Genomic DNA, 20,878 nt, shown 5'->3' on the forward strand with positions numbered 1-20,878 from the left:
TGCCACAACACCGCCGATCCCGTGGGAGCCCTGCGGGGTCCGGCGGTGGAGCACACCCAGCGATGGCCCGACCGCGGGGTCTAGACGGGTGTCCTGCAAGTCGGTGATCAGGGTGTCTGCGAGTTCTGGCGCAGGGTTGGCCGTGGTGAACTGACCGACCGGGCGTGGGCGGCGATCCAGCCGCTGTGACGGGCGTCGGGGCGTGGCCGCGGATGGCGGGATCACCGACAGGTGATCACCGCGATCCTGGAGAAGCCGCGCAAGGGGGGCTGCGCCAGCGAGTGGACCGAACGGCTCGCCGCCCGACGGCGAAGCCCTCGGCCGATCCCGCGGCGAGCTGACCAGCAAGTCCCCACCTCGCCGTCGACGGACGTGGCCTACCGATGTCGATCCCGCTCACCCCAGGCCGGCGACAACCCACCCCTGCCGCCACCGCTGGAGGCGATCATGGCGCGGCGGGATGGACCCGGCCGGCCACGCACGAGACCGGAGCAGGTGATCGCCGACAGGGCCTCCTCCCATCCGCCGACCCGAGCCGCGCGCGAGGCTCCCGTGAGGGCCGGCCGCCCGGGTTCGACCAGAACGTCTGTGTGGGTCGAAACGTCGTCGAGCGCTGTTCCAACCGGCTGAAGCAGTTCCGCCGCCTGGCTACCCGTTACACCACACGAGCTGCCTACAAGGGTCGATCTCCACCGTCGCCATGGTTGCCCGTCCTCGTTGCCCGTTACCACCGATGACGGGACAGACCCGAGTGCTCAGCAAGCTTCTCTCAAGTCACCTCGGTCAGGGTGCTCGTCCAGCAGGCCGCTGTGGGCAACTCAACGGAACGCCCCCGCAAGTACGCGTTCTCCGAGTAACCCAGCAACCCCACCAGACTCCTCCCGTCAAAGAAGATGCGGTGCCACTCGCTCCGCGCCACGGGTTCCTCTCGTTGCTGCCGCGCCGCCAGGGTGAAACGCGGGCGCAGAAGGAGGCCGGCATGTCGGTGGTCAGGCTGAACTGGTGACGTGGGTGCGTCTCGCTTCGCCTCGTTCGCTTCCCCATCCACACACGAGCATCCACAGTGGACAACTGTCGGGCAACAGTGCACACGAGTGCACACGAGTACACACGGGCCGTCCACAGTGGACCGAAAGCGGGGGGCTCCGGAGCGGCTCACGCCCTCCAGCGGCGGGCGCGCCCCCTGCGGACGAGGAGCGCGACGGGCGCGGCGAGGGCGGCGACCACCACGGCGAGGAGGGCCAGCGCCCCGGGAAGCCGTGGCTGGGGCGGCAGGGACGGCGGCCCCGCCGCCGGCGCCACCGTCCCGGCCCGCTCGGACGGGCCGGCCGAGGGGGCAGGACCGTCCAGGCCCTCGGCGGCGACGGCGGCGTAGGCGTTGAGGACTCCCCACCCGAGCCGCGAGTCACGGACGCCCTGTGGCGGGCGCACCGCCGTGGCCGTCAGGCGCGTCACCACCTGGGACGGGGTGAGGCCCGGCCGGTAGGCGCGCAGCAACGCCACGGTCGCCGCCACGGAGGCGGCGGACAGCGCGGGGTCGGCGACGCCCCACCGGTGACCGATCCGCCCGCCGGCCCCGGCGGAGGTGCCGGCCAGGTCCTTGCCCGGCGCGGCGATCGACACGTGATCACCGGACTCGGCGGGCACCGGGGTGCCCGACTGGTCGATGCCGGTGACCGCGACGACCCCGGGCAGCGCCGCCGGGTAGCTGCGCGCGTCCGGCTTGTCGCCGACCACGGACGAGACCACCACGCTGTTCCGCGCCAGGGCGTGCCGCACCGCCGCCTCCAACGCGGGGCTGCTCCGACGCGTCGGCGTGACGACCAGGATCACCGACGCGCCCGAGTCCGCGGCGCGGGTGATCGCGCCGGCCACGGCGTCGGGTTCGCCCTCGGCGGGCCCTTCGGTCGTCGACTCGGCGGCGCGCAGCGCGAGAACCCGCGCCCCGGGCGCGATGCCGGAGAAGGTGGTCGACGGGTCGGGTCGCGCGGCGACGATGCCAGCGGCGAACGTCCCCCTGCCGTCGCAGTCCTGGTTGTCGGGGCCGGGGAGGAGCTGCCCGCCCGCGAGTTGCGCGTTGCCCGCGTCCACTCCGGTCCCCACGACGGCGACGACCTGCCCTGCTCCGGTGGTCAGCGGCCAGATCCGCGCGGGGTCCACCAGGCGCGTGGCCCATCCGACGGGGTCCCGGTACACGCCGGCCGGGGCGGCGCACTGCGCGGCCACGGCGGGGCGTTCCCCGGCGACCGTGCACGCGCCCACGACGAGCGCGGTCAACAGCACTCCCCCGCACCGTGTGGCCATTGGGGCCATCGGGGTCATCCGGGTCATCGAGGCCATCCGGGTCATCCGGGTCATCGAGGCCATCCGGGTCATCGGGGGGCCCACAACGTGACCAGGGTGCCCCGGCCCCGGGTGGAGACGATGTCGGCGCGCCCGCCCACCTCGCGCAGCCGGGCCAGGATCGACTGGCTGATCCCGAAGCCCAGCTCGGTGGTGGCCGGGTCGAACCCCGCGCCGTGGTCCCGGACGGTCACCTCGATGCCGCTGTCGTGTTCGCGGACCCGCACCACGGCCCGATCCGTCGCGGCGTGGCGCAGGGTGTTGCGCAGCGCCTCCCGCACGGCCCCGTCCAGCGCCAGGCACCGGGGCTCCTGAAGCACGTCGTCGACCTCGCCCATGATCAGTTGCGCGCGCAGCCCGTCCCTGGCGAGGTCCACGACGGCGCTGCCCAGGCGCTGACCGAGCCGGGCCGGCCGACCCGAGGTCGCCTCCGCGGTGAGGCTGGCGCGCAGCTCGGTCGCGCCGGCCCTGGCGATCCGGTGGATCTCGGCGACCCGGTCGGGACCGGTGGGCGTGCCCGGCGCGGCGAGCAACGCGATCGCCTCCAGCCCCTGGAGCGCCGTGTCGTGGACGAACCGGTTGTTCCTGTCCCGTTCCGCCGCCTGCCCGCGTCGGACCCCGCGGTGGAAGGCCCACGCGGCGGCGGCCGCCGCCACCAGCGCGCCGACGAGCGCGCCCACCAGGAAACCCGCCATGACGACCCCACGCCGCCTCAGGCCGTCCTGGCCTCGTGGAGCAGGCCCTCCTCGATCGCGAACCGCGTCAGCTCGGGACGGCGGCGCCGGCCCGTCTTGTCCCTGATGCGGTCGAGGTAGGAGCGGACGGTGCGCACGCTGATCGCCATGGCCCTGGCGATGTCCTGGTCGCGGTCGCCCGCCGCGAGCAACGCGAGCACCTGGCGTTCCCGCGCCGACAGCTCGGCGGTGGGGCCGCACGCGCCCCGGGAGGCGTTGAGCACCACGGAGGCGAGCATGGGCGAGACGTAGCTGTTGCCCCTGGCGATCTCCCGCACCGCGCGGAGGATCTCGGTCCCGTCGGCCTCCTTGGACAGGTAGCCGCGCGCGCCGGCGGCCACCGCGCCGAGCACCTCGGACTGGCTGGCGTGCGCCGAGAGCACCAGCACCCGGTGCCCCAGCGCGACGACCTCCATGACCGCCGCCGTGTCGGACACGCCCCGCAACCTCAGGTCGAGCAGGACGACGCCGCCGGGTCCGCTCGTGCGGGCCGCGAACTGCGGCACGGACTCGGCGACGGCGTCCAGCTCGACGTCGGGCGCGTCCGCCAGCACCCGCGACACCGCCGCCCGGTAGAGCGGATGGTCCTCGATCACCCCGACCCTGGTCCGCCCGACGTCCCTCATCGCCGTGGCCCCCGTCCTTCCCGTCGCCGAAGCCGATCTTCGTCGTCACGCTATCCAGGAGGGGACGGGGGCGATGAGGTTCGTTCGACCCTCACCTCACAGCTCGTCGACGCTGATCAACCCGTCCTGGATCGCCCTGGCCACCAGGGCGGCCTTCGTGGGCGCGTGCCGGCCGACGTTGGCGTACTTGACCCGCACCCTGGCCAGGTAGGAGTTCACCGTGCGCACCGAGAGGTTCAGCTCCTTGGCCACCATCTCCTTGGACTCGCAGTGGAACCACTCCAGCAGCACGTCGACCTCCCTCGGCGCGAGCCGGGGCCGGTTGGGCCGGGTGTCGGTGCCCAGCGCGCCGGACAGCGCCGGCGGCGTGTAGGGCTCGTTGCGCGCGGCGGCGGTCACGGCGGCGACCAGGTGGGCCTCCCCCTCCGCCTTGGTCAGGCAGGTGAACGCGCCGATCTCCAGACAGGTCAGCGCGGTCTCCTTGTCGTCGCGCATGGTGTAGATGACCACCTGGCGGCCCGCGTCGACCAGGCGCTTGAGGTCGCCGTAGGCGGGTCCGCCCATGTCGAGCTGGAGGTCGAGCACGACCACGTCGGCGCTGGCCCCCGGCTCCAGCCAGGCGACCGAGACCGTGGGGCCCGAGTCCACCACGGTGATCGGCGGGTCGGCCAGCGAGCACCAGGTGCGGATGCCCGCCACGACGACGGGGTGGTCGTCCACGACCGCGACGGTGATCATGTCCCTCCTCGCCAGGTCGCCTTCACCCTGACCTGCCTGCCGTCGGTCACCACCGAGGTGATCACCCCGGCCTGGTCGACGGCGGTGACCGACTCCGGCGGCGCGTCGGCCACGACGCTGACGGTCAGCGCGTCGCGCGCGCCGACCACGGTCACCCGCGCGCTGCTCGCGGCGGTGGCCAGCGCGGCGACCACGGGCTCGGTCAACGCCAGCCGCACGTGTTTCGGCACCGGCGGGCGCTCGCCCCGCTCCGCGAACAGGACGGTGATCCCGGTCCGCTCCGCCAGTTCGATGCACGCCCTCAGCTCATGCAGCAACGGGTCGGGCACGGTGGCGTCCTCGGCGAACAGCCGGCGCATCCTGGCGGCCTCGACCGCGCACCGCCGCCGCACCGTCTCGTCGCCGGGGTCCAGCTCGCCCGAGGCCAGGCCCCGCAGCAGCGGCGTCGTCGTCTCCCCCAGCGCCGCGTACCGCTCCTTGCGGTCCTGGTGGAGCTGCCCGGCCACGACCTCGGCGGTGCGCAGCCGCTCCTCCTCGGCCGCCATCCGCGCGGCGGAGCGGGCGATGGGCCGCAGCACGGCCGCGATCACCCCGACGGTGATCTGGAAGCTGAGCACGATCATCGTCGCGTGCACGACGTTGGCGAGGGTGAGCGCCGACCCACCCAGCCACGCCACGTGCGCGAACGTCGTCGCGTACTGGGCGGCGACGACCAGGACGAACACCGGCAGCCCGCTGTCGAGCAGGAGCAGGACCACCCACCACGCGGCGTCGCCCTCCGACCAGTGCGCGACGCCGAGCCGGTGGTCCGCCCGCACCGACGCGGTTCCCAGCACCGACGCGGCGAACACCACGGCCAGCAGGGGCCACCGCGCCCAGCCGAGCGGGCGGCGACGGGCGGTGGCGACGCCGGCCACGGCGGTGACCCCGGTCAGGGCCGCCATCACCGACGGCTGCGCCCACCACGGGTCGTAGGAGTCCAGGTTGGCCAGGAGCTTGGGCAGGTCGAGGGCGTAGAGGATCACCAGGTTCATGCCGAGGACCGCCCACCGCAGGCCCTGCATGTACCGGCCGGCGATGACCTCGGCGTCGCCCTCGGGCGGGGCGGGCGCGGCCAGCGAGCACTCCATGCGCACCACGGTCCCCGCGCCGGGGCTGCTCACGACCTCGGCGCGGCCCCCGGTCCTGGCCATCCGCTCCATCAGGGAGCGGGTCACGCCGTAGCGGTGCCCGGTCACGCGTGCCGGGTCGAACCCCAGGCCCCGGTCGGCGACCTCCACGACGACGAGGTCGCCGCGCCGCTCCACGCGGATCTCGGCCTCGGCGACGCCGGCGTGCCGCACGACGTTGGTGAGCGCCTCGCGGACCCCGTGGCACAGGGCGACCGCCTCGACCGCCGGCATCCGCAGGGTCTCCGGCGCGGCGCACCGCACCCGCAGCGGGACGTGGTGGATCACCTCGTGGAGCAGGGCGACGAGGTCGGCCTCGCCGTCGGGCACCTCCGCGTAGCCGGTGATGACCTTCAGGTCGCGTTCGGCCTGCCGTGACAGCCACTGCTCCCTGCCGCCGACCACGCCGACGCCGACCATGAACAGGGTGGCCGAGGCGGTGTCGTGCAGCGCGGCCAGGTACTCGCGTTCGTCGGCGCGGCGCGCCGCGGCGACGGCGGCGTCCCGCCGGAGCCGCTCGCCGTGCGCGACGAGTTCGTCGGCCGCCTTAGCCCCACGCCGGACCAGCAGGTAGAGGGCGCGGGACAGCAGGGCCTCGACGCCCATCCAGAGCTGGATCGGGGTCAGGACCTGCCACGGGTCGGGCGCGGCCAGCGCGGCGCCGCCGACGTAGGCCGCCATGATCGCCACCGTCGCGGCGGCGAGGGCGCGGGCCGAGAGCTGCCACGGGTAGGACACCACGGTGATCGAGGCGACGACGAGCACCCAGTTCGTGCCCCTCGCGTTCACCTCGGGGTCGACCGTCCACGCCTGCGACAGGCAGACCGCGCAGTGCGCCAGCACGTCCACCGGGACCAGCCACCGGCCGGAGCCCCGGGGGAAGCGGTACGCGAACCAGAGGTTCCAGGCGTTGAGGGCCAGGACGACGGCCACCGTCAGCGCCGGCGACCTCGGCGTCTCCAACACCAGCACGGCGAGGCTGGAGACGGCCGGCACGACGGTCCGGATGCCCAGGGCGTAGCGCAGTCCGGTCCGCAGGAGCTGCCGTTCGGCCGATCGCATCGCCGCGGCTCAGCCCGAGACCGCGCGCCGCGCTCGGGCGGGGTCCAGCGCCGGGCCGGAGGGGAACAGGGCGAGCAGGGTGGACGGGACCGGTTTCGGCGTCACTCCGCCGTAGCCGAGGGACTTGACGGCCTCCTCGCCCGGCACCGGGTACCGGGAGCCGGTGTCGGTGAGGAGGTGGACGCCGCCGACGCCGACGCCCGGCGCGGGTTGTTCGGCCACGAGCGCGCCCGCCCCGCCGGGGACGTAGACCTCGGTGGCGGTGCGCGGCGAGGGCTGGGTGACCCGGATCGGCTTGGCGTGGTCGCCGCCCGGCACCGCGGCGCCCACGAGGATCTTGGTCCTGCCCGTCTCGATGTCGGTGGCGCACACCGTGGTGTCGTCGGCGACGCGCGTCGGCGTCGGGCGTCGCGGCGGGTACTCGCCCTCGTCGCCGGAGTGGGGCCGGGCGATGGTCGGCACGTCGAGGGCGGTCACCGGGACGGGGCGGGGCACGGCGTCGCCGTAGGCCGCGGCGGCGCTCGGGGAGCCGAGCACGAGGCTCGCCTCGGTCTCGGTCACCACCGCGAGGCCCTCCCGCCGCACCACGTAGAACACCTCGGTGCCGTCCGCGCCGGTCGAGACCAGGACCTGGCCGACGCGGGTGGCGACCCCGCCCACGGTGGGTCCCGCCGAGCCGCTGCCGGCGACGGCGACGACGCCGAGGTCACGGCCGACCGGAACGGTGTTGAGCCAGGCCGAGGAGACGGGCAGCGGGGTGGTGGAGGCGTAGCCGAGCGCGGTGATCGCGCGGTTGTCGGGGAGCAGGTGCCGTCGGCCCTCGGTGACCAGGAAGCGGGCTCCGGTCCCCAGTCCGACCACCAGGCCCTGCCCCGGCGCGAGCTGGTCACCGCCGACCGAGTGTCCTAACAGGACAGTGGAGGTGGGTTCGGCGTCGTGGGGCTGGTCGCGGGAGCGCCGGGTGCAGCTCACCCACGAGCCCGCGAGCAGCCGGGAGCTGTCGGGCACCGAGTCGGGGGCGTCGGGGATGCCCAGTGCCGCGCCGCGCGGGGCGTCGGCGAGCGCCTTGGCCGACAGCGTCACCGTTCGTTTGCCGTCGCCGCCGGCGAGCAGCCGGGCCGAGGCGTAGTTGAGGACCGGGTGCAGCGCGCCGTCCTCGCCGAGCACGAACCGCGCGCCGGTCTCCTTCTCGACGATCACCTGGCCGCCCTGCCGCCAGTTGCCCGCCGACCCCGGCCGGAGCAGGCCGACGACCCCCACGACGCCGGAGACGAGCAGCAGGGCCGCCAGTCCCAGCGCGGTGCCCAGGACCGCGCGGCGCACCGGGGACACCGGGTGGTTGGGGTCGGCGGAGACGAGGGCGGAGACCAGCCGCCTCCGCAGGAACTGGGCGGCCTGCACCTGGTCTCGTTGCGTCCACACGGGCGACCCCCGGCGAGCACTTGGCGTTGCGGTCAGGTGTCGGAATACTACTGAGCGGAAGGATCTTGTTCCCCACTCTTGCACCTCACAGGCCCGGGGACGGTGCGTGTCCGTGAACGTCTTGTCGACCACCAGTCGTATTCCCGACCTCCGTCCGGACTACGGAAGGCGCCTCCTCCCGGTGAGCGTCGGCCAGGTGGCGGTGTGGGAGGTCGCCGCGCTGTCCGTGCTCGCCTTCGGGTTCCCGTTCGACGCGCTGGGCGTCGCGGTGGTCGCGGTCGCCGTCCTCGCGGTGCTCGCGACCTCGGTGCGTTTCGGCGGGTTGTGCCTGTACCAGTGGGCGGTGGTCCACGTCAGGTTCCTGTCACGGCCGTCGAGGTCGGGGCAGGAGGCGGCCACCCCGCTCCTGGCGGTGCTCCCGCGTCTGGACCTCGCCACGCAGGTGGACAGGGCGGGGAATCCCGTGGGCGTGGTGAGTGTGGACCAGGGCGCGTCGCACAGCGCGGTGGTGCGCGTCGCGCCCTCCTCCCACCCCGATCCGCGCACGCTGGTTTCCTTGCTGCACAAGGCGTTTGAGCGGGCGGACGTCCGGCTGGCGAGCGCGCAGCTCGTGGTGTGGGCGGTTCCCGGTCCCCCGGACCCCCGGACGCACGCCGTCACGCCGATCCGGGTGCACTGGTTGGCGTTGCGCTACCGGACCGGGGACGACCCGTCGGCCGCGCTCGCGCGGGGCGACGGCGAGACCGGCGCGCGGAAGGCCGTGTCCGCCGCCGCGCTCCGGTTGGTCAACGACCTGGCGGAGGCCGGTCACGCCGGTTCGGTGTTGGACACGCTCGAACTGCACCAGGACCTTCTCGTGGCGTTGGGCTCCAACCCCGACTCGGCGCACGGCGGCCACGGCCGGCACAGGGTCGAGGAGACCTGGCGGCACTGGTCGGTCGGCTGGCTCCGGCACGTGTGCCTGGTGCCGAAGCGGGGGGCCGACCTGACCTCCGTCCTCGGGTGGTGCGCGCCAGGGGCCGTGCTCACCTGCACCTCCTACACGGTGGACCGCACGTCGAGGGGTCAGGTCCGGCGGCGTGCCGCGATCCGCGTCGCCATCCCCCGTGACCGCCCGTGGGACGGCCGCACGTTCGCCGCCGCGCCTCCTGAGGTGCCGTTGCGTCCGGTCACGGGACGGCACGGGGAGCACGTCGTCGCGACCCTCCCCCTCGCGCTCTGATCCCTCGTTCCCTCAGCGGAGCCTCGCCGACGGACGCTGTGACGAGCGGAGGCGGCGAACCGGCGGAGTCGAGATCGACCACGGTCAGCTCTACGTCTACTCCCGTGCCCCGTGGGACGAGGACCCCAGAGCGACGCGGTGCTGCGGGCGCTCGACGACGCGCGACGGTCCGGCAGGTGGGTCGGTGTCGATGCCGGACTGGTTGATCTCGTCGTCCCGTTCCGGAAGAGCTTCGGCGCCCCGATGCGGGTCGAGGTGTGGGCTGATGAGCCTCCGTCGGACGACGGCTGGGACCACGTCGTCGATGTCGATCTCGACGTGCGCGACGGTCTGCTGGTGTTCGAGCCCTCCGGCGGGTTCACGCCGACCCGGTGCGAGGGGCGGGTGTCGTCGGGGTGCTACCGCGCTCGCGTCTCGGGGCGCGGTTATTCGGCGGCGGCTCAGGGCGCCGAAGGGATGGACTCCTACCGGATCCGTCTCTGGCCCCGTGTCCGCACGGCGTCGCCGGTGCTTCGCGGGAGCTGGCCTGGTTGGGCGAGTGTCCCCTGACCCGGAGGCGCGGGAGCGCGGTGGGACGGGAACAGGCGGGGTGGCCGACCGCGCGTCTGACCACCCCGCCTCGTGACCCCGCCACCCGTCAGCCCTGCCCTGACGGGACCGCGAGGATGTGACTGGTCCCCGGCGAGCCTCCCGCCTTCCGTCACCGGTCCCGCTCCGGTTCGGGACGATCCGGTCTGGCTCGCTGGCACCAGCCTGGCAGAGCGGGCAGGGGTCGCGCCCTGGTCGAAAGTCCCTACCTCGCGTCCGGAGGTCCCGGGACCTTCCGGGCACTTCGCCTCGGGGACGACGGAGGCCGACGACCACGGCCCGACCGGGCCAGTTCGTCCAGGTGTCGCCGCAGGACGGCGCGCATCGTCCGGGGCGTGACCCGCTCGGGGTGCAGGACCGCGTGGAGCGTCAGCCCGTCGAGCAGGGCGGTCAGCCGCTGGGTTTCCAACGGGATGTCGAGGTCGGAGGGGAGGCCACCGGCCCGACGCGCCTCGGTCAGGACGCGCCGGACGACCGTGCGGATGCCCTCGTCCATCTCCTCGGCGAAGGGGCGCAGCCTGGGGCGGGTCCGCGCGGCGGTGGTGAAGGTGAGCCAGAGCACGGCCTCCTCCCGCCGCGACTCGTCGAGCGGGAGCAGCTCCCCCAACAACCGTTCGGCCGCGTCACGCCGGTGGGCGCTGGTCTGGCCGGGTTCCGGGTTCAGCAGGCGCTCGGCGTGGGCGAGGACGCGCTCGCTGACGCGACGGCCCAGCTCGCGCATCGCGAAGATCATGAGATCGGCGTGGTCGCTGAAGTAGTGGCGCACCGAGCCGATGGCCAGCCCCGCCTCGTCGGCGACGTTGCGGAGCGAGGCGTGTTCGAGGCCGTCGCGGGCGCTGACCCGGAAGACGGCGTCGGCCACGGCGCGGCGGCGGGCCTCGGGGTCGACGATCTTCGGCACCTTGTCTTTATAGCACGCCCACGCTAAATTCTTTTTTAGCATGGTCAAGCTACAAACGGGGGGACGACATGAGCGGTCCGGCGTTGGCGGTGCTGATCGCCGTCGTGGCGGTCGCGGTGGTGGTGAGGCGCCTGCGCGGCGAACCGCTCAACCTGCGGGACCTGGTGGTGCCGCCGCTGGTGCTCACCGCGCTGGGCCTGTGGGCGCTCCGGCACGTCGAGGACCTCACCCCGACCGACGTGGTGTGGGTGGCGGCGGGCTCCCTGCTCGGGATGGCGCTGGGCGCGGTTCGCGCCACGACCATCCAGGTCTTCACCAGGGACGGCGTGCTGTGGCAGCGCTACACGGGGTGGACGTTCCTGGTCATCGTCGGCTCGCTGGTGGTCATGGCCGGCTTCGGCTTCCTCGCGGTCGCGATGGGGATGCACGAGGCCGCGCGCCCGATCCAGCTCTCCGTCGGGGTCGGCTTCCTCGGCGAGTCCCTGGTCATGGTCCGCAAAGGCATGGCAACGGGTATCCCCTTCGCCCCCGAGAGGCGTCACCGCTGACCGACGGTCCGCCCCACCGTCTCCCCAGCTCCCCCACCCCGGCCCTCAACCGCGACCACGGCGGCCGCCCCGCCGAGGAGCCCGAGCCTCGCATGCGGCGACCCGGGACATAGGGTCGCCTGGCAGCCGGATCTTGGATGCGAGGAGAGGACCGCATGAGCACCAGCTACCGCATGCCGGGAGCGGCGGTGACCGACCACACGTTCACCGTCCCGCTCGACCACGCCGACCCCTCGGGGCCGACGATCGAGCTGTTCGCGCGGGAGCTGGTGGACCCCACGCGGGCCTCGGAGGAGCTGCCGTGGCTGCTCTACCTCCAGGGCGGCCCCGGCGGCAAGGCGCCGAGGCCGACCGACGTGGCGGGCGGCTGGCTCGGCCACGCCCTGAAGACCCACCGGGTCCTGTTGCTGGACCAGCGGGGAACGGGGCGCAGCACGCCGGTGACCTCCCGCACGGCCTCCGCGCTCTCCGGTCGCGAGCTGGCGGACAGACTCGCGTTCTTCCGCGCCGACTCGATCGTCGCCGACGCCGAACTGGTCCGGCGGCGGCTCTGCGGGGACGAGCCGTGGGAGACGCTGGGGCAGAGCTTCGGCGGGTTCATCACCCTCACCTACCTCTCGCAGGCCCCGGAGGGGTTGCGCGCCTGCTACGTCACCGGTGGCCTCTCCGGGCTGGAGACGACCGCCGACGACGTCTACGCCCTCACCTACCCGAAGGTGCGGGAGAAGGTGACCGCCTACTACTCCCGCTACCCCGGCGACCGCGAGCGGGTCCGGCGGATCGCGGACCTGCTCGACCGCGAGACCGTCCTGCTGCCCGACGGCGACCGGCTCACGGTGCGGCGGCTGCGCGTCCTCGGCCAGATGCTGGGCATGGGCGACGGCTTCGAGCGCCTGCACTGGCTGCTGGACGAGGCGATCCACGGCGACGCGCTCTCGCCGGCCTTCCTCCAGCAGGTCATGAACCTGACCGGCTTCGTGGAGAACCCGCTGTACGCGGTGCTCCAGGAGTCGATCTACGCGCAGGGCGGCGCGACCGCGTGGGCCGCCGCCCGCGCCATGGACGCCTTCCCCGAGTTCGCCGAGGACGCCGACCCGCTGCTGTTCACCGGCGAGATGATGTACCCCTGGATGTTCGAGGAGATCGCCGGCCTGCGGCCGTTCGCCGAGGCGGTGGGGCTGCTGGCCGAGCGCGCCGACTGGCCCCCGCTGTACGACCCGGCCCGGCTGGCCGCCAACGAGGTGCCGGTGGCGGCGGCGGTCTACCACGACGACATGTACGTGCCCGTCGAGATCTCGTTGGCCACCGCACGGTCGGTCGGCGCGCTGCGCGCCTGGATCACCAACGAGTGGGAGCACGACGGCGTGCGCGCGTCCGGTGACCGCGTGTTGTCCCGGCTGATGGACATGGCCGCCGGTCGAGTCTGACCCTCGCCACCCCGCGACGATCGCGGCTCGCCGGTGCCGTGGAAGCACCGGCGAGCCGCGACCACACGTCAGCCGCTATCACCGCGTCAGCAGTGATCACCGTGTCCCGTGATCACCGTGTGCCGTGATCACCGTGTCCCGTGATCACCGTGTCAGGCCCGGTGTTCCTCGGTCGCGAGCCGTTCCAGATGGGCGAGGGCCAGCTCGGCCATGGCCGGGACGCGTCGGCGCAGGCCGCCAGCTCGTAGTGGCGGCCACGGATCGCCTTGATCAGCTCGGGAGGAGCGCCGGCTCACGCCGTCCGGCAGGCCGAGCGCCTCCCTGACCTGCGGGCTGACCGGGATCGACTTCAGGGTGCGGGGGAAGACCCCGCCGCCCTTGCTGATCTTGCTCCGGTCGTGGTCGTCCCACGAGGAGCGCGGCAGCTCGACCAGGCGCTTGCGCTCCCGGAACGACACCGAGGGGTTCGGGTCGGGGTCGAGGAACACGTGCCGGTGGTCGAACGCCGCGACCGGAGGTCCGCACCAGCTCCATCGGCGAGATCTGGTGCTGGAACCGCTTGCGGACCAGCACGAGCAGTTCCATACCCATCAGGGAGTCCACGCCCCGCTCGTCGAGGGACTTCGTCCGGTCGATCCGTTGTGTGTGTTGGGGGGAGAGGGAAAGCGGCACCCGGGGTCGCGCGCGGCCGGCCGCGCCTCGACCTCGTCGGTGGACGGCCGGGTGGTCGGCAGGTGCACCGCCAGTCCGGTCACCCGCGAGCACGGGGTGGTTCCCATCATGATCACCATCCACAGTGGACAGTGCGGCCGTGGTGGCGCTCCCGGCTCCGCTGGGCGGACAGGTCCTCGCCCGCGCGGGTCTCCGGTCTCGCGGCACGGCGTCCCCGCCGCCCGCCGGCCAGCCCGCCGCCCTGAAGCTCCCTCCCCCGGCCCCGTGCCCCGCCATGTCCGGCCTCCCCGCCCGACAGCGACCAAATGCCCACCCTGACTGGTCCGACCAGGTGAGCCCGACCGGTTCACCCCGCCGTCGGCGCGTCGATCACCATCCGGTCCGGGGAATAGCGCGGCCGGCGCGCGGAGTTCGAGATCACATGAGGTTTGGCATCTCGACGTTCGTGACCGACGAGAGCATCCGACCCGACGTGCTGGGCCGCGCGCTGGAAGACCGGGGATTCGACGCGGTGTTCCTGGCCGAGCACTCCCACATCCCCGTGGGCACCCGGTATCCGGACGGCAGGGAGCTGGAGCGGGTGTACTACCGCACCCTGGACCCGTTCGTCGCGCTGACGGCCGCCGCGGCCACGACCGAACGGCTGCTGCTGGGCACCGGCATCGCCCTGCTGCCGCAGCGGGACGTCATCCACACCGCCAAGGAGGTCGCCAGTCTCGACCTGCTCTCCGGCGGCCGGGTGATCCTCGCCGTCGGCGCGGGCTGGAACCGCGAGGAGATGCGCAACCACGGTGTCGACCCGGGCACCCGGGGCCGCCGGATGGACGAGCAGCTCGCCGCGCTCAAGCTGATCTGGACCCAGGAGGAGGCCGAGTTCCACGGCGAGCACGTGGACTTCTCCCCACTGACCATGTGGCCCAAGCCCGTCCAGAAGCCGCACCCGCCCCTCTACGTCGGCGGCAACAGCAAGGCGGCCCTGGCCCGGGTGGCCGCGCACGGCGACGGCTGGTTCCCGACGGAGCTGGCTCCCGACGAGATCGGCCGGGTGCGCGAGTGGCTGGCCGAGCGGGGCAGGACCGGCGTCGTGATCAACGTCGTCGCCGACCCGGACGACCCGTCGTCGGTGGACGCGTACGTGGCGGCCGGCGCGGACCGGGTGACCTTCCACCTGACGACCCTGCCGGAGTCCGACGGGCTCCGGAGGCTGGACGCCCTCGCGGACGTGATCGCCCGCTACCAGGACTGAGCCCGGAGGGACACGGCTCGCGTCCCAAGCCCGGCTCCCCGCGGTTCGCTCGCGACGCCGGTCGCCCCGCGCGTCTCACGGTTCCCGGTCCGGACGCCGTCGCCGCCCGGTGTCCGGACCACGCCGTGCCCGCCCATGACCCCCGGTGTCACGGGGCCGGGGTGATCCGGCATCCCTCCAGCGCGGTCACCAGGATCGCCTTCGCGCCGATGGCCTCCAGCTCGTCCATGACGCGTTGCGCCTCGTCCCTGCGGACCAGGGACCGCACCGCCACCCACCCCCGGTCGGCCATCGGGGAGATCGTCGGCGACTCGATGCCGGGCGTGAGCGCGCACGCCCGATCGAGCACGGCCTTCGGGCAGTTGTAGTCCATGACCGCGTACAGCCGGGAGTCCAGCACGCCGCGCAGCCGACGGGTCAGCGCCTGGATGGCGACGGCCTGGTCGTCGGTGTAGGCCCGCCGGGTGCTCTGGATGAGGATCGCCTGCGACCGCATCACCGGCTCGCCGAACGGGACGAGCCCGGCGCTGCGCAACGACTCCCCGGTCTCCACGACGTCGGCGATGGCGTCGGCGACGCCGAGTTCGATGGCGTTCTCCACCGCGCCGTCCAGCCGGATCAGCTCCACCCGCACGCCGTGGTCGGCGAGGTGCTTCTCGACCAGGACCGGGAAGCTGGTGGCGACCCGCCGGCCCTGCAACTCGGGGACGCTGGTGATGGTGCCGGGCGGGGCGGCGAACCGGAACTCCGACCGGGCGAAGCCCAGGTCGAGGATGGGCCGGGCCGGGGCGGCCGAGTTGGTCAGCAGGTCCAGCCCGGTGATGCCGACCTCCAGGTCGCCGGAGCCGACGTAGGTGGCGATGTCCTTGGGGCGCTGGAAGAAGAACGTGATGTCGTTGGCGGAGTCGGTGACGCGCAGTTCGCGGTTGCGGCGGTGGGCGCGGTAGCCGGCGTCGAGGAGCAGCTCGATCGCCTTCGCGCTCAGTGACCCTTTGTTGGGTACCGCTATACGCAGAGTCATGACCCCTAGTCTGGCAGATCCACATCGGACAGCCAGCCCAGTCCCTGACCAGGGAAGATCGCCGGCGGGCCGGTCCGACCGTCCCGAGGGCGGTCGCGGAACCCTGGACGGGTCGTCAGGCGCTGTCGCGCTCCCGGGTGGTGTCCGAGCGCGCGCCCGTGACGCCCCGACCGCCCCGACCGCCCCGGCTGCCCTGGCGGAGCCGGCGGAGGCTGACGAGCACACCGCCGAGGACCAGGACGATGCCCGCGATCTCCAACCAGGGCGGCGTCTTCCCGGTGGCGACGAAGACGTAGCAGAGCCCGGAGATGGTCTCGAAGACGATGAGCTGCCCCGCCACGGACACGGGGAGGAGCTGCGAGGCCCTGTTCCACAGCAGGGTGCCGCCCCAGGAGACGAGGAGCCCGAGCACGACGCTGCCGACCACGAGCGGCCACCAGGCGAGGTCGGCCGCCGAGCCGGCGGCGGCCACCCCGCGCCCCGACAACAACACCGGCGTCACGACCAGCGACAGCGCCAACGTCACGACACCGATCACCGTCGACCACTCCGCCGAGGAGATCCCGGGGTTGGCCTTGAGGAAGGTGGAGTTGGCCACCCCGAACCAGGTCCACAGCGCGAGCGCGGCCAGCGCGCAGGCGACGCCGAGGAGCTGGGCGGGCAGGGAGCGGGTCCCGACGCCCGACCAGTCGACCTCGACCGCGTTCACCACGACCAGTCCGCACGCGATCAGCACCAGGGGCAGGGCCAGCAGCCGGAACGGCACGTCGCGGTGCGACCAGTTCCCGTACAGCGCCACGGTGACCGGCAGCGTCCCGATGATCACCGCGACCACGGGCGCGCCCACCAGTTCGACGCCCTGGACGACGAGGAAGTAGTAGCCGATGTTGCCGGTCACCGCGAACAGCACCGCCCTGCCCCACACCGCGCGGGGATAGCGCAGCCTGTTCCCGGTGACCAGCGCGATGACCAGCGAGAGCAGGCCGTAGCACAGGTACCGGCCCACGGTGATCGCCACCGGGTTGAACTCCGCGAGCAGCACCGGGACCAGGAAGGCCAGCCCCCAGGTCATGTTCGCGGCGATCCCGACCACGACGCCCGCGGACGTCCTCGACGTGTCAGCGCTGACCACTGGTGTCTCCATGGCTGTCGGCCGTCACGGGACGGACAACGGTTCGCTGTCCCGGATGATCCTCCCGTTCCCCGTCAAGGCCTCCCGCAGCGGCCTCGGCAGGGCGAACATGTGCCGGTGGGTCTCCCAGTCGTAGGTCCGCGCCGCGCCCGGCTCCACCAGCGCCATCCTGCGGTGGAAGTCCTCGGCGGTCAGCGTCGCCGGGTCCACGCCGTCGGAGGCGACCACGAACGCCCACGGTATGCCGAACGCGGGCACCGAGACGGTGTACGCCGCCGCGTGCCGGAACACCGACCGCGCGGTGCGCAGCACGCTGGCGAGGAAGGTCGGGTCGAGGGGGTTGGCCGGCCCCGCCTGGGTGGCGAACACCCCGCCGTCGGCCAGAAGAGCGGACAGCTCGCCGTAGAACTCGGCGGTGAACATGCGCGGCACGTGGGTGCCGTCCACGGAGTCGGGCAGGTCGGCCAGGACCAGGTCGAACCGACCCGGCAGGGTCGACGCCACCTGACGCGGGTCACCGAACAGGACGCGGCAACGCGGGTCCGGCCGCGCGTCCCCGTGCATGTGCGGGAGGAACTCCACGGACCGCTCGTACAGCTCGCGGTCGACGTCGACCTGCACGACCTCACGCACCTCGGTCAGCGCGCGGATCCTCGGCAGCATCCCGCCGTTCGCCCCGCCGAGGCACAACACCCTCTCCGCGCGCGGCGCGTGGACGAAGGCGGGCAGCAGCAGCGCCTCGTGGTAGATCGCCTCGTCCGCCTCGGTGGACTGCACCCGGCCCTCGATCACCATTGCCCGGCCGTAGCCGCCGAGGCGCACGATCTCGTAGGACTGGACGGCGGTGCGGCCGTGCGCCAGCACCTCCACCACCTCGTGCACGTGCGCCTCGTGCCGCGTGATCGGTTCCACGACCTGTCGGGGGAACAGCCCGCTCATCCGTCCACCCGGGTCGCGGTCACCAGGACGTAGCCGAGCTTGCCCGCCTTGGTCACGGCGTTCTCGTGGTCGGCGAGGCGGGTGCTGGTCTCGAAGTACTGCTCCGAGGTCAACGCGACGATCTCGGTGCGCCGGCGCAGCCGCACCACGACGGAGCGGTCCTGCCAGTCGCGGAAGGTCGGGGTCAGGTCGCGGACCTCGTCGACCCGGAGGCCGGCCACGTCGAGGTGCTGGCGGTACTCCTCGACGGTGTTGACGGTCGGGCACGCCCATTCCTCGGTCAGCCGCCGCCACTCGTCGTCGGTGAGTTCCCCGGTGCGGACCCGTTCCATGAACGCCAGTCGCCCGCCCGGCCGCAGCAGGTCCCGGCACCGGGCGAACAGCCGGGACGGGTCGAAGTGGCAGAACGCGCCCGTCCCGTAGATCCCGTCGAACGGTTCGGGGAAGTCGTGGGTGTAGACGTTGCCGTTGACCAACGCGACCTGGTCGGCCAGGCCGGCCTCCGCGACCCGTTTGGCCGCCTTGCGCAGCGGGGTGGCGGAGACGTCGATCCCGGTCACGCGCCACCCGAACCGGGTGGCCAGCAACGTCGCCACGGGCGCGGTGCCGCAGCCCACGTCCAGCACTGACGACCCGTCCGGCAGGTCCATGGCCGCGCCCATGGCGACCAGTTCGGAGGCGCTGTTGTCGCTGAACTGCCCGATGTACTCCCCCGGCCCGAAGACCTCCGGGTACACCAGGTCGTGGACGACGTTGTTGCCGTCCATGTCGTTGTCGTAGAGCGCGGCCACCGCGTGGAAGTCCTCGGGGAAGGCCGCGAACCGGGAAGCGTTCATGGTGTGCTCCTGACGGACACCGCGAGTTCGACCGGCTCGTCCGCGTCCTCCGGCGCGGTCGCGAGCGTCTCCCTGACGTCCTTGGGCAGGTGGAACATGTGGTGGTGCGTCACCCCGTCGTAGAGCCGCGTCGATCCCCGCAGGGTGCGGGCGAGCTGGTTGTCGATCTGGTCGGCTGACCGGGCGAGCGGGTCGAACGGGGTGGTCGAGCCGATGACGTTGAGCCAGACGGTGCCGTAGGACTGGGTGTGCACCAGGTACGGGCGGCAGTGGCCGAACACCGCCCTGACGTTGCGGCAGATCCGCGCGGCCATGCCGCTCGACCGGGGTCCCGCCGAGCCGCACCACGACACGTAGAGGCCGGTGCCCGGGGTGAGCCGGGCGCGGACGGCGCGCAGCGCCTCGGGGCCGAACAAGCGGGCCGCGGGGCTGCCGGGGAACGGCTCGCTCAGGTCGTTGACGACGAGGTCGAACGGCTCGCCGCCCTCGGTCAGGTAGTCGAGCGCGTCCCGCACCCTGAGCGTGAACCGGGGGTCGGCGGCGTTGCTGGCCGCCGCGCTGTGCGGCAGGTGCTCCCTGGCGACGTCGAGCACGGTGGTGTCGATCTCCACCTGGACGACCTCGCCGACGCCGGGATAGGCGAGCAGCTCGCGCACGGCGCCGCCGGGACCCGCGCCGACGCACAGCACGCGGCGCGCGGAGCCGCCGAGCAGGGTCATGGCCGGGTGGACGAGGCTCTCGCTGTAGACGTACTCGTCGGCCTCGACGTGCTGGATGCGCCCGTCGAGGAACAGGCCCCGGCCGTAGCTCTCGGTCCGGCACACCTCGACGCGTTGGAACTCGCTCCGCGCGGTGTGGATCGTCTCGACGACCCGGTGGCAGTGCGCCTCGCCGGGGGCGATCTCCTCGAACGTCCAGACCTCGCCGTCGATGGAGATCACTGCCCCTCCCCGCCCCTCGCGCGGATCAGCCGGAGGTCGCCGTCCCCGCCGACGAGCACCTCGCACGGCGCGTCCTGGCCGAGGAACTGGGTGATCATCGAGAAGCTGTAGCTGCCGGCGTTGGCGAACACGAGCACGTCGTCCACGGCGAGCCTGGGCAACTGGGTGCCCCGCGCGAGGAAGTCGCGGGAGTAGGTGGTGGAGCCGACCACGTCGGTCGGCCGGTCGCTGTCCGGCCGGCCCTCGGCGGCGAGCAGGTCGACGCGGTGGAAGTCGCCGTAGAACAGCGACCGGGGCATGAGTGTGGCGCTGGCGTCCACGCAGGCGAGGAAGCGGTCCGGTCGTTCCTTGACGTCCAGCACGGATGTGCAGAACACGGCCGTGTCGCCGAACAGGGCACGGCCCGGCTCCAGGACCATCCTGATGTCCCGGCCCCGCCGGGCGGAGTACCGGGCGAACAGGTCGGAGATGCGGCGGTCGTACTCGGCGTAGTCGAAGTCCTCGGCCCCGTCGTCGGTGACGGGGAAGCCGCCGCCGAGGTCGACGTAGGTCAGGTCGGGGAACGCGTCGGACAGGTCGAGGGTGCGCTGGACGCCGGCCATCATGGTGTCCAGCGAGACGATGTTGGTGCCCAGGTAGACGTGGGTGCCGGTGATCGTGAGCCGGTACTTGTCCGCGACCGCGCGGATGTCGTCGAACTCGTGCTGGAGCACGCCGATGCGGCTCTCCGCGCCGATGAAGACGTTGCCGAGGGAGTTCTCGTCGATGTTCAGGCGGACCCCGCAGGAGCTGCCGGGCGCGACCTCGCCGAATAATCGGAGCTGGCTGACCGAGTCCAGGTTGATGGTCACCCCGAGGTGGGCCACCAGCTCCAGGTCCTCGCGACGGACGCCCGTGGACGTGTAGATGATCTCGTCGGGGGTGAAGCCGCAGGCCAGGGCGAGGCGGAGGTGGCGGACCGAGTTCACGAACACGCCGAGGCCGGCGTCGCGGACCAGGCGGAGCAGGTCCGGGTTGTTGTTCGCCATCGAGGCGAAGTGGACGGAGCGGTGCGGGTAGGTCAGCTCGGTGAACCGGGCGATGTTCCGTCGCAGGAGGGTTTCGTCGTAGACGTAACAGGGCGTGCCGTAGGTCCTGACCGCAGCGGAGATCACGTCACTGTTGAGCACTCTTCACCCCAGGGTTCGCCTCGGCGTCGGTGGAGACGCGACAGCGGTGACGGTGACGCGGGGAGGAGGACCGCCCGGCGGACGGGCGCGTCGCCGCCTGGTGGGCGCTTCCCTGGGTCACCAAATGATCATGGTTGACGAT

At 73.0% G+C, this 20,878-nt stretch carries 18 protein-coding genes and 2 pseudogenes; 5 read left to right on the forward strand and 15 right to left on the reverse strand.

The window, feature by feature from the left end:
• Window positions 1-1,155: 1,155 nt before the first annotated feature.
• The 6 genes from LX15_RS15060 to eccB all read right to left on the reverse strand — a co-directional run bounded on the left by LX15_RS15060 (window position 1,156) and on the right by eccB (window position 8,094).
• Entirely contained in the window at window positions 1,156-2,283 is a 1,128-nt protein-coding gene (locus LX15_RS15060) for a S8 family serine peptidase (RefSeq protein ID WP_372502727.1), read from the reverse strand.
• An 89-nt stretch (window positions 2,284-2,372) separates the two neighbouring features.
• Window positions 2,373-3,038 (reverse strand): sensor histidine kinase, encoded by a 666-nt coding sequence (locus tag LX15_RS15065; protein WP_253670210.1) that lies wholly within the window; start codon window positions 3,036-3,038, stop codon window positions 2,373-2,375.
• A 17-nt stretch (window positions 3,039-3,055) separates the two neighbouring features.
• Complete coding sequence (locus LX15_RS15070; protein WP_253670211.1) at window positions 3,056-3,703, reverse strand: LuxR C-terminal-related transcriptional regulator; 648 nt, start codon at window positions 3,701-3,703, stop codon at window positions 3,056-3,058.
• Window positions 3,704-3,799: 96 nt separating this feature from the next.
• Window positions 3,800-4,441 carry a DNA-binding response regulator gene (locus LX15_RS15075; protein ID WP_253670212.1) on the reverse strand — a complete coding sequence of 214 codons (642 nt, stop codon included), beginning with the start codon at window positions 4,439-4,441 and terminating at the stop codon, window positions 3,800-3,802.
• Window positions 4,438-6,672: a sensor histidine kinase gene (locus tag LX15_RS15080; RefSeq protein ID WP_253670213.1), complete on the reverse strand. Its 2,235-nt coding sequence runs from the start codon at window positions 6,670-6,672 to the stop codon at window positions 4,438-4,440. Before LX15_RS15080 ends, LX15_RS15075 begins: the two co-directional genes overlap by 4 nt.
• A 9-nt stretch (window positions 6,673-6,681) precedes the next feature.
• Window positions 6,682-8,094 carry a type VII secretion protein EccB gene (gene eccB / locus LX15_RS15085; RefSeq protein WP_253670214.1) on the reverse strand — a complete coding sequence of 471 codons (1,413 nt, stop codon included), beginning with the start codon at window positions 8,092-8,094 and terminating at the stop codon, window positions 6,682-6,684.
• A 181-nt stretch (window positions 8,095-8,275) separates the two neighbouring features.
• On the opposite strand from eccB, the gene LX15_RS33135 reads away from it, so the two are divergent.
• Together LX15_RS33135 and LX15_RS15095 are read left to right on the forward strand one after the other, a co-directional pair.
• Window positions 8,276-9,316, forward strand: a complete 1,041-nt coding sequence (locus tag LX15_RS33135) for a type VII secretion protein EccE (protein WP_253670215.1) — start codon at window positions 8,276-8,278, stop codon at window positions 9,314-9,316.
• A gap of 111 nt (window positions 9,317-9,427) precedes the next feature.
• On the forward strand, window positions 9,428-9,865 hold the full coding sequence (locus tag LX15_RS15095; protein WP_253670216.1) for a hypothetical protein: 438 nt from the start codon (window positions 9,428-9,430) through the stop codon (window positions 9,863-9,865).
• A gap of 244 nt (window positions 9,866-10,109) precedes the next feature.
• Here the strand turns inward: LX15_RS15095 and LX15_RS15100 are convergent, their stop codons facing one another.
• Entirely contained in the window at window positions 10,110-10,805 is a 696-nt protein-coding gene (locus LX15_RS15100; RefSeq protein ID WP_253670217.1) for a TetR/AcrR family transcriptional regulator, read from the reverse strand.
• 68 nt (window positions 10,806-10,873) lie between these two features.
• Between LX15_RS15100 and LX15_RS15105 the strand changes: the two genes are divergently transcribed.
• Both LX15_RS15105 and LX15_RS15110 read left to right on the forward strand, forming a co-directional pair.
• Window positions 10,874-11,353, forward strand: a complete 480-nt coding sequence (locus tag LX15_RS15105) for a CcdC protein domain-containing protein (protein ID WP_253670218.1) — start codon at window positions 10,874-10,876, stop codon at window positions 11,351-11,353.
• A gap of 155 nt (window positions 11,354-11,508) precedes the next feature.
• Window positions 11,509-12,780 (forward strand): alpha/beta fold hydrolase, encoded by a 1,272-nt coding sequence (locus LX15_RS15110; RefSeq protein ID WP_253670219.1) that lies wholly within the window; start codon window positions 11,509-11,511, stop codon window positions 12,778-12,780.
• A 259-nt stretch (window positions 12,781-13,039) separates the two neighbouring features.
• Here the strand turns inward: LX15_RS15110 and LX15_RS15115 are convergent.
• Window positions 13,040-13,292 (reverse strand): annotated as a pseudogene (locus LX15_RS15115) (NAD-glutamate dehydrogenase domain-containing protein); the annotation flags it as partial.
• Window positions 13,293-13,314: 22 nt separating this feature from the next.
• Window positions 13,315-13,728 (reverse strand): annotated as a pseudogene (locus tag LX15_RS33570) (acyl carrier protein); the annotation flags it as partial.
• A gap of 145 nt (window positions 13,729-13,873) precedes the next feature.
• Between LX15_RS33570 and LX15_RS15120 the strand changes: the two are divergent.
• Window positions 13,874-14,698 (forward strand): LLM class F420-dependent oxidoreductase, encoded by an 825-nt coding sequence (locus LX15_RS15120; RefSeq protein ID WP_253670221.1) that lies wholly within the window; start codon window positions 13,874-13,876, stop codon window positions 14,696-14,698.
• A 148-nt stretch (window positions 14,699-14,846) separates the two neighbouring features.
• On the opposite strand, the gene hisG is transcribed toward LX15_RS15120, so the two are convergent.
• The 6 genes from hisG to LX15_RS15150 all read right to left on the reverse strand — a co-directional run bounded on the left by hisG (window position 14,847) and on the right by LX15_RS15150 (window position 20,736).
• Entirely contained in the window at window positions 14,847-15,719 is an 873-nt protein-coding gene (gene hisG / locus LX15_RS15125) for an ATP phosphoribosyltransferase (RefSeq protein ID WP_253670222.1), read from the reverse strand.
• A gap of 115 nt (window positions 15,720-15,834) precedes the next feature.
• Window positions 15,835-16,851: a DMT family transporter gene (locus tag LX15_RS15130; RefSeq protein ID WP_253670223.1), complete on the reverse strand. Its 1,017-nt coding sequence runs from the start codon at window positions 16,849-16,851 to the stop codon at window positions 15,835-15,837.
• A 24-nt stretch (window positions 16,852-16,875) separates the two neighbouring features.
• Window positions 16,876-17,790 (reverse strand): spermine/spermidine synthase domain-containing protein, encoded by a 915-nt coding sequence (locus LX15_RS15135; RefSeq protein WP_253670224.1) that lies wholly within the window; start codon window positions 17,788-17,790, stop codon window positions 16,876-16,878.
• Window positions 17,787-18,626: an SAM-dependent methyltransferase gene (locus tag LX15_RS15140; RefSeq protein WP_253670225.1), complete on the reverse strand. Its 840-nt coding sequence runs from the start codon at window positions 18,624-18,626 to the stop codon at window positions 17,787-17,789. Before LX15_RS15140 ends, LX15_RS15135 begins: the two co-directional genes overlap by 4 nt.
• Entirely contained in the window at window positions 18,623-19,567 is a 945-nt protein-coding gene (locus LX15_RS15145; RefSeq protein WP_253670226.1) for a spermine/spermidine synthase domain-containing protein, read from the reverse strand. The genes LX15_RS15140 and LX15_RS15145 overlap by 4 nt, the downstream gene beginning before the upstream one ends.
• On the reverse strand, window positions 19,564-20,736 hold the full coding sequence (locus LX15_RS15150; RefSeq protein WP_253670227.1) for a diaminopimelate decarboxylase family protein: 1,173 nt from the start codon (window positions 20,734-20,736) through the stop codon (window positions 19,564-19,566). Before LX15_RS15150 ends, LX15_RS15145 begins: the two co-directional genes overlap by 4 nt.
• Window positions 20,737-20,878 lie beyond the last annotated feature (142 nt).

It is taken from the genome of Streptoalloteichus tenebrarius (genome assembly GCF_024171885.1).
In the GTDB taxonomy this organism is placed as follows: domain Bacteria; phylum Actinomycetota; class Actinomycetes; order Mycobacteriales; family Pseudonocardiaceae; genus Streptoalloteichus; species Streptoalloteichus tenebrarius.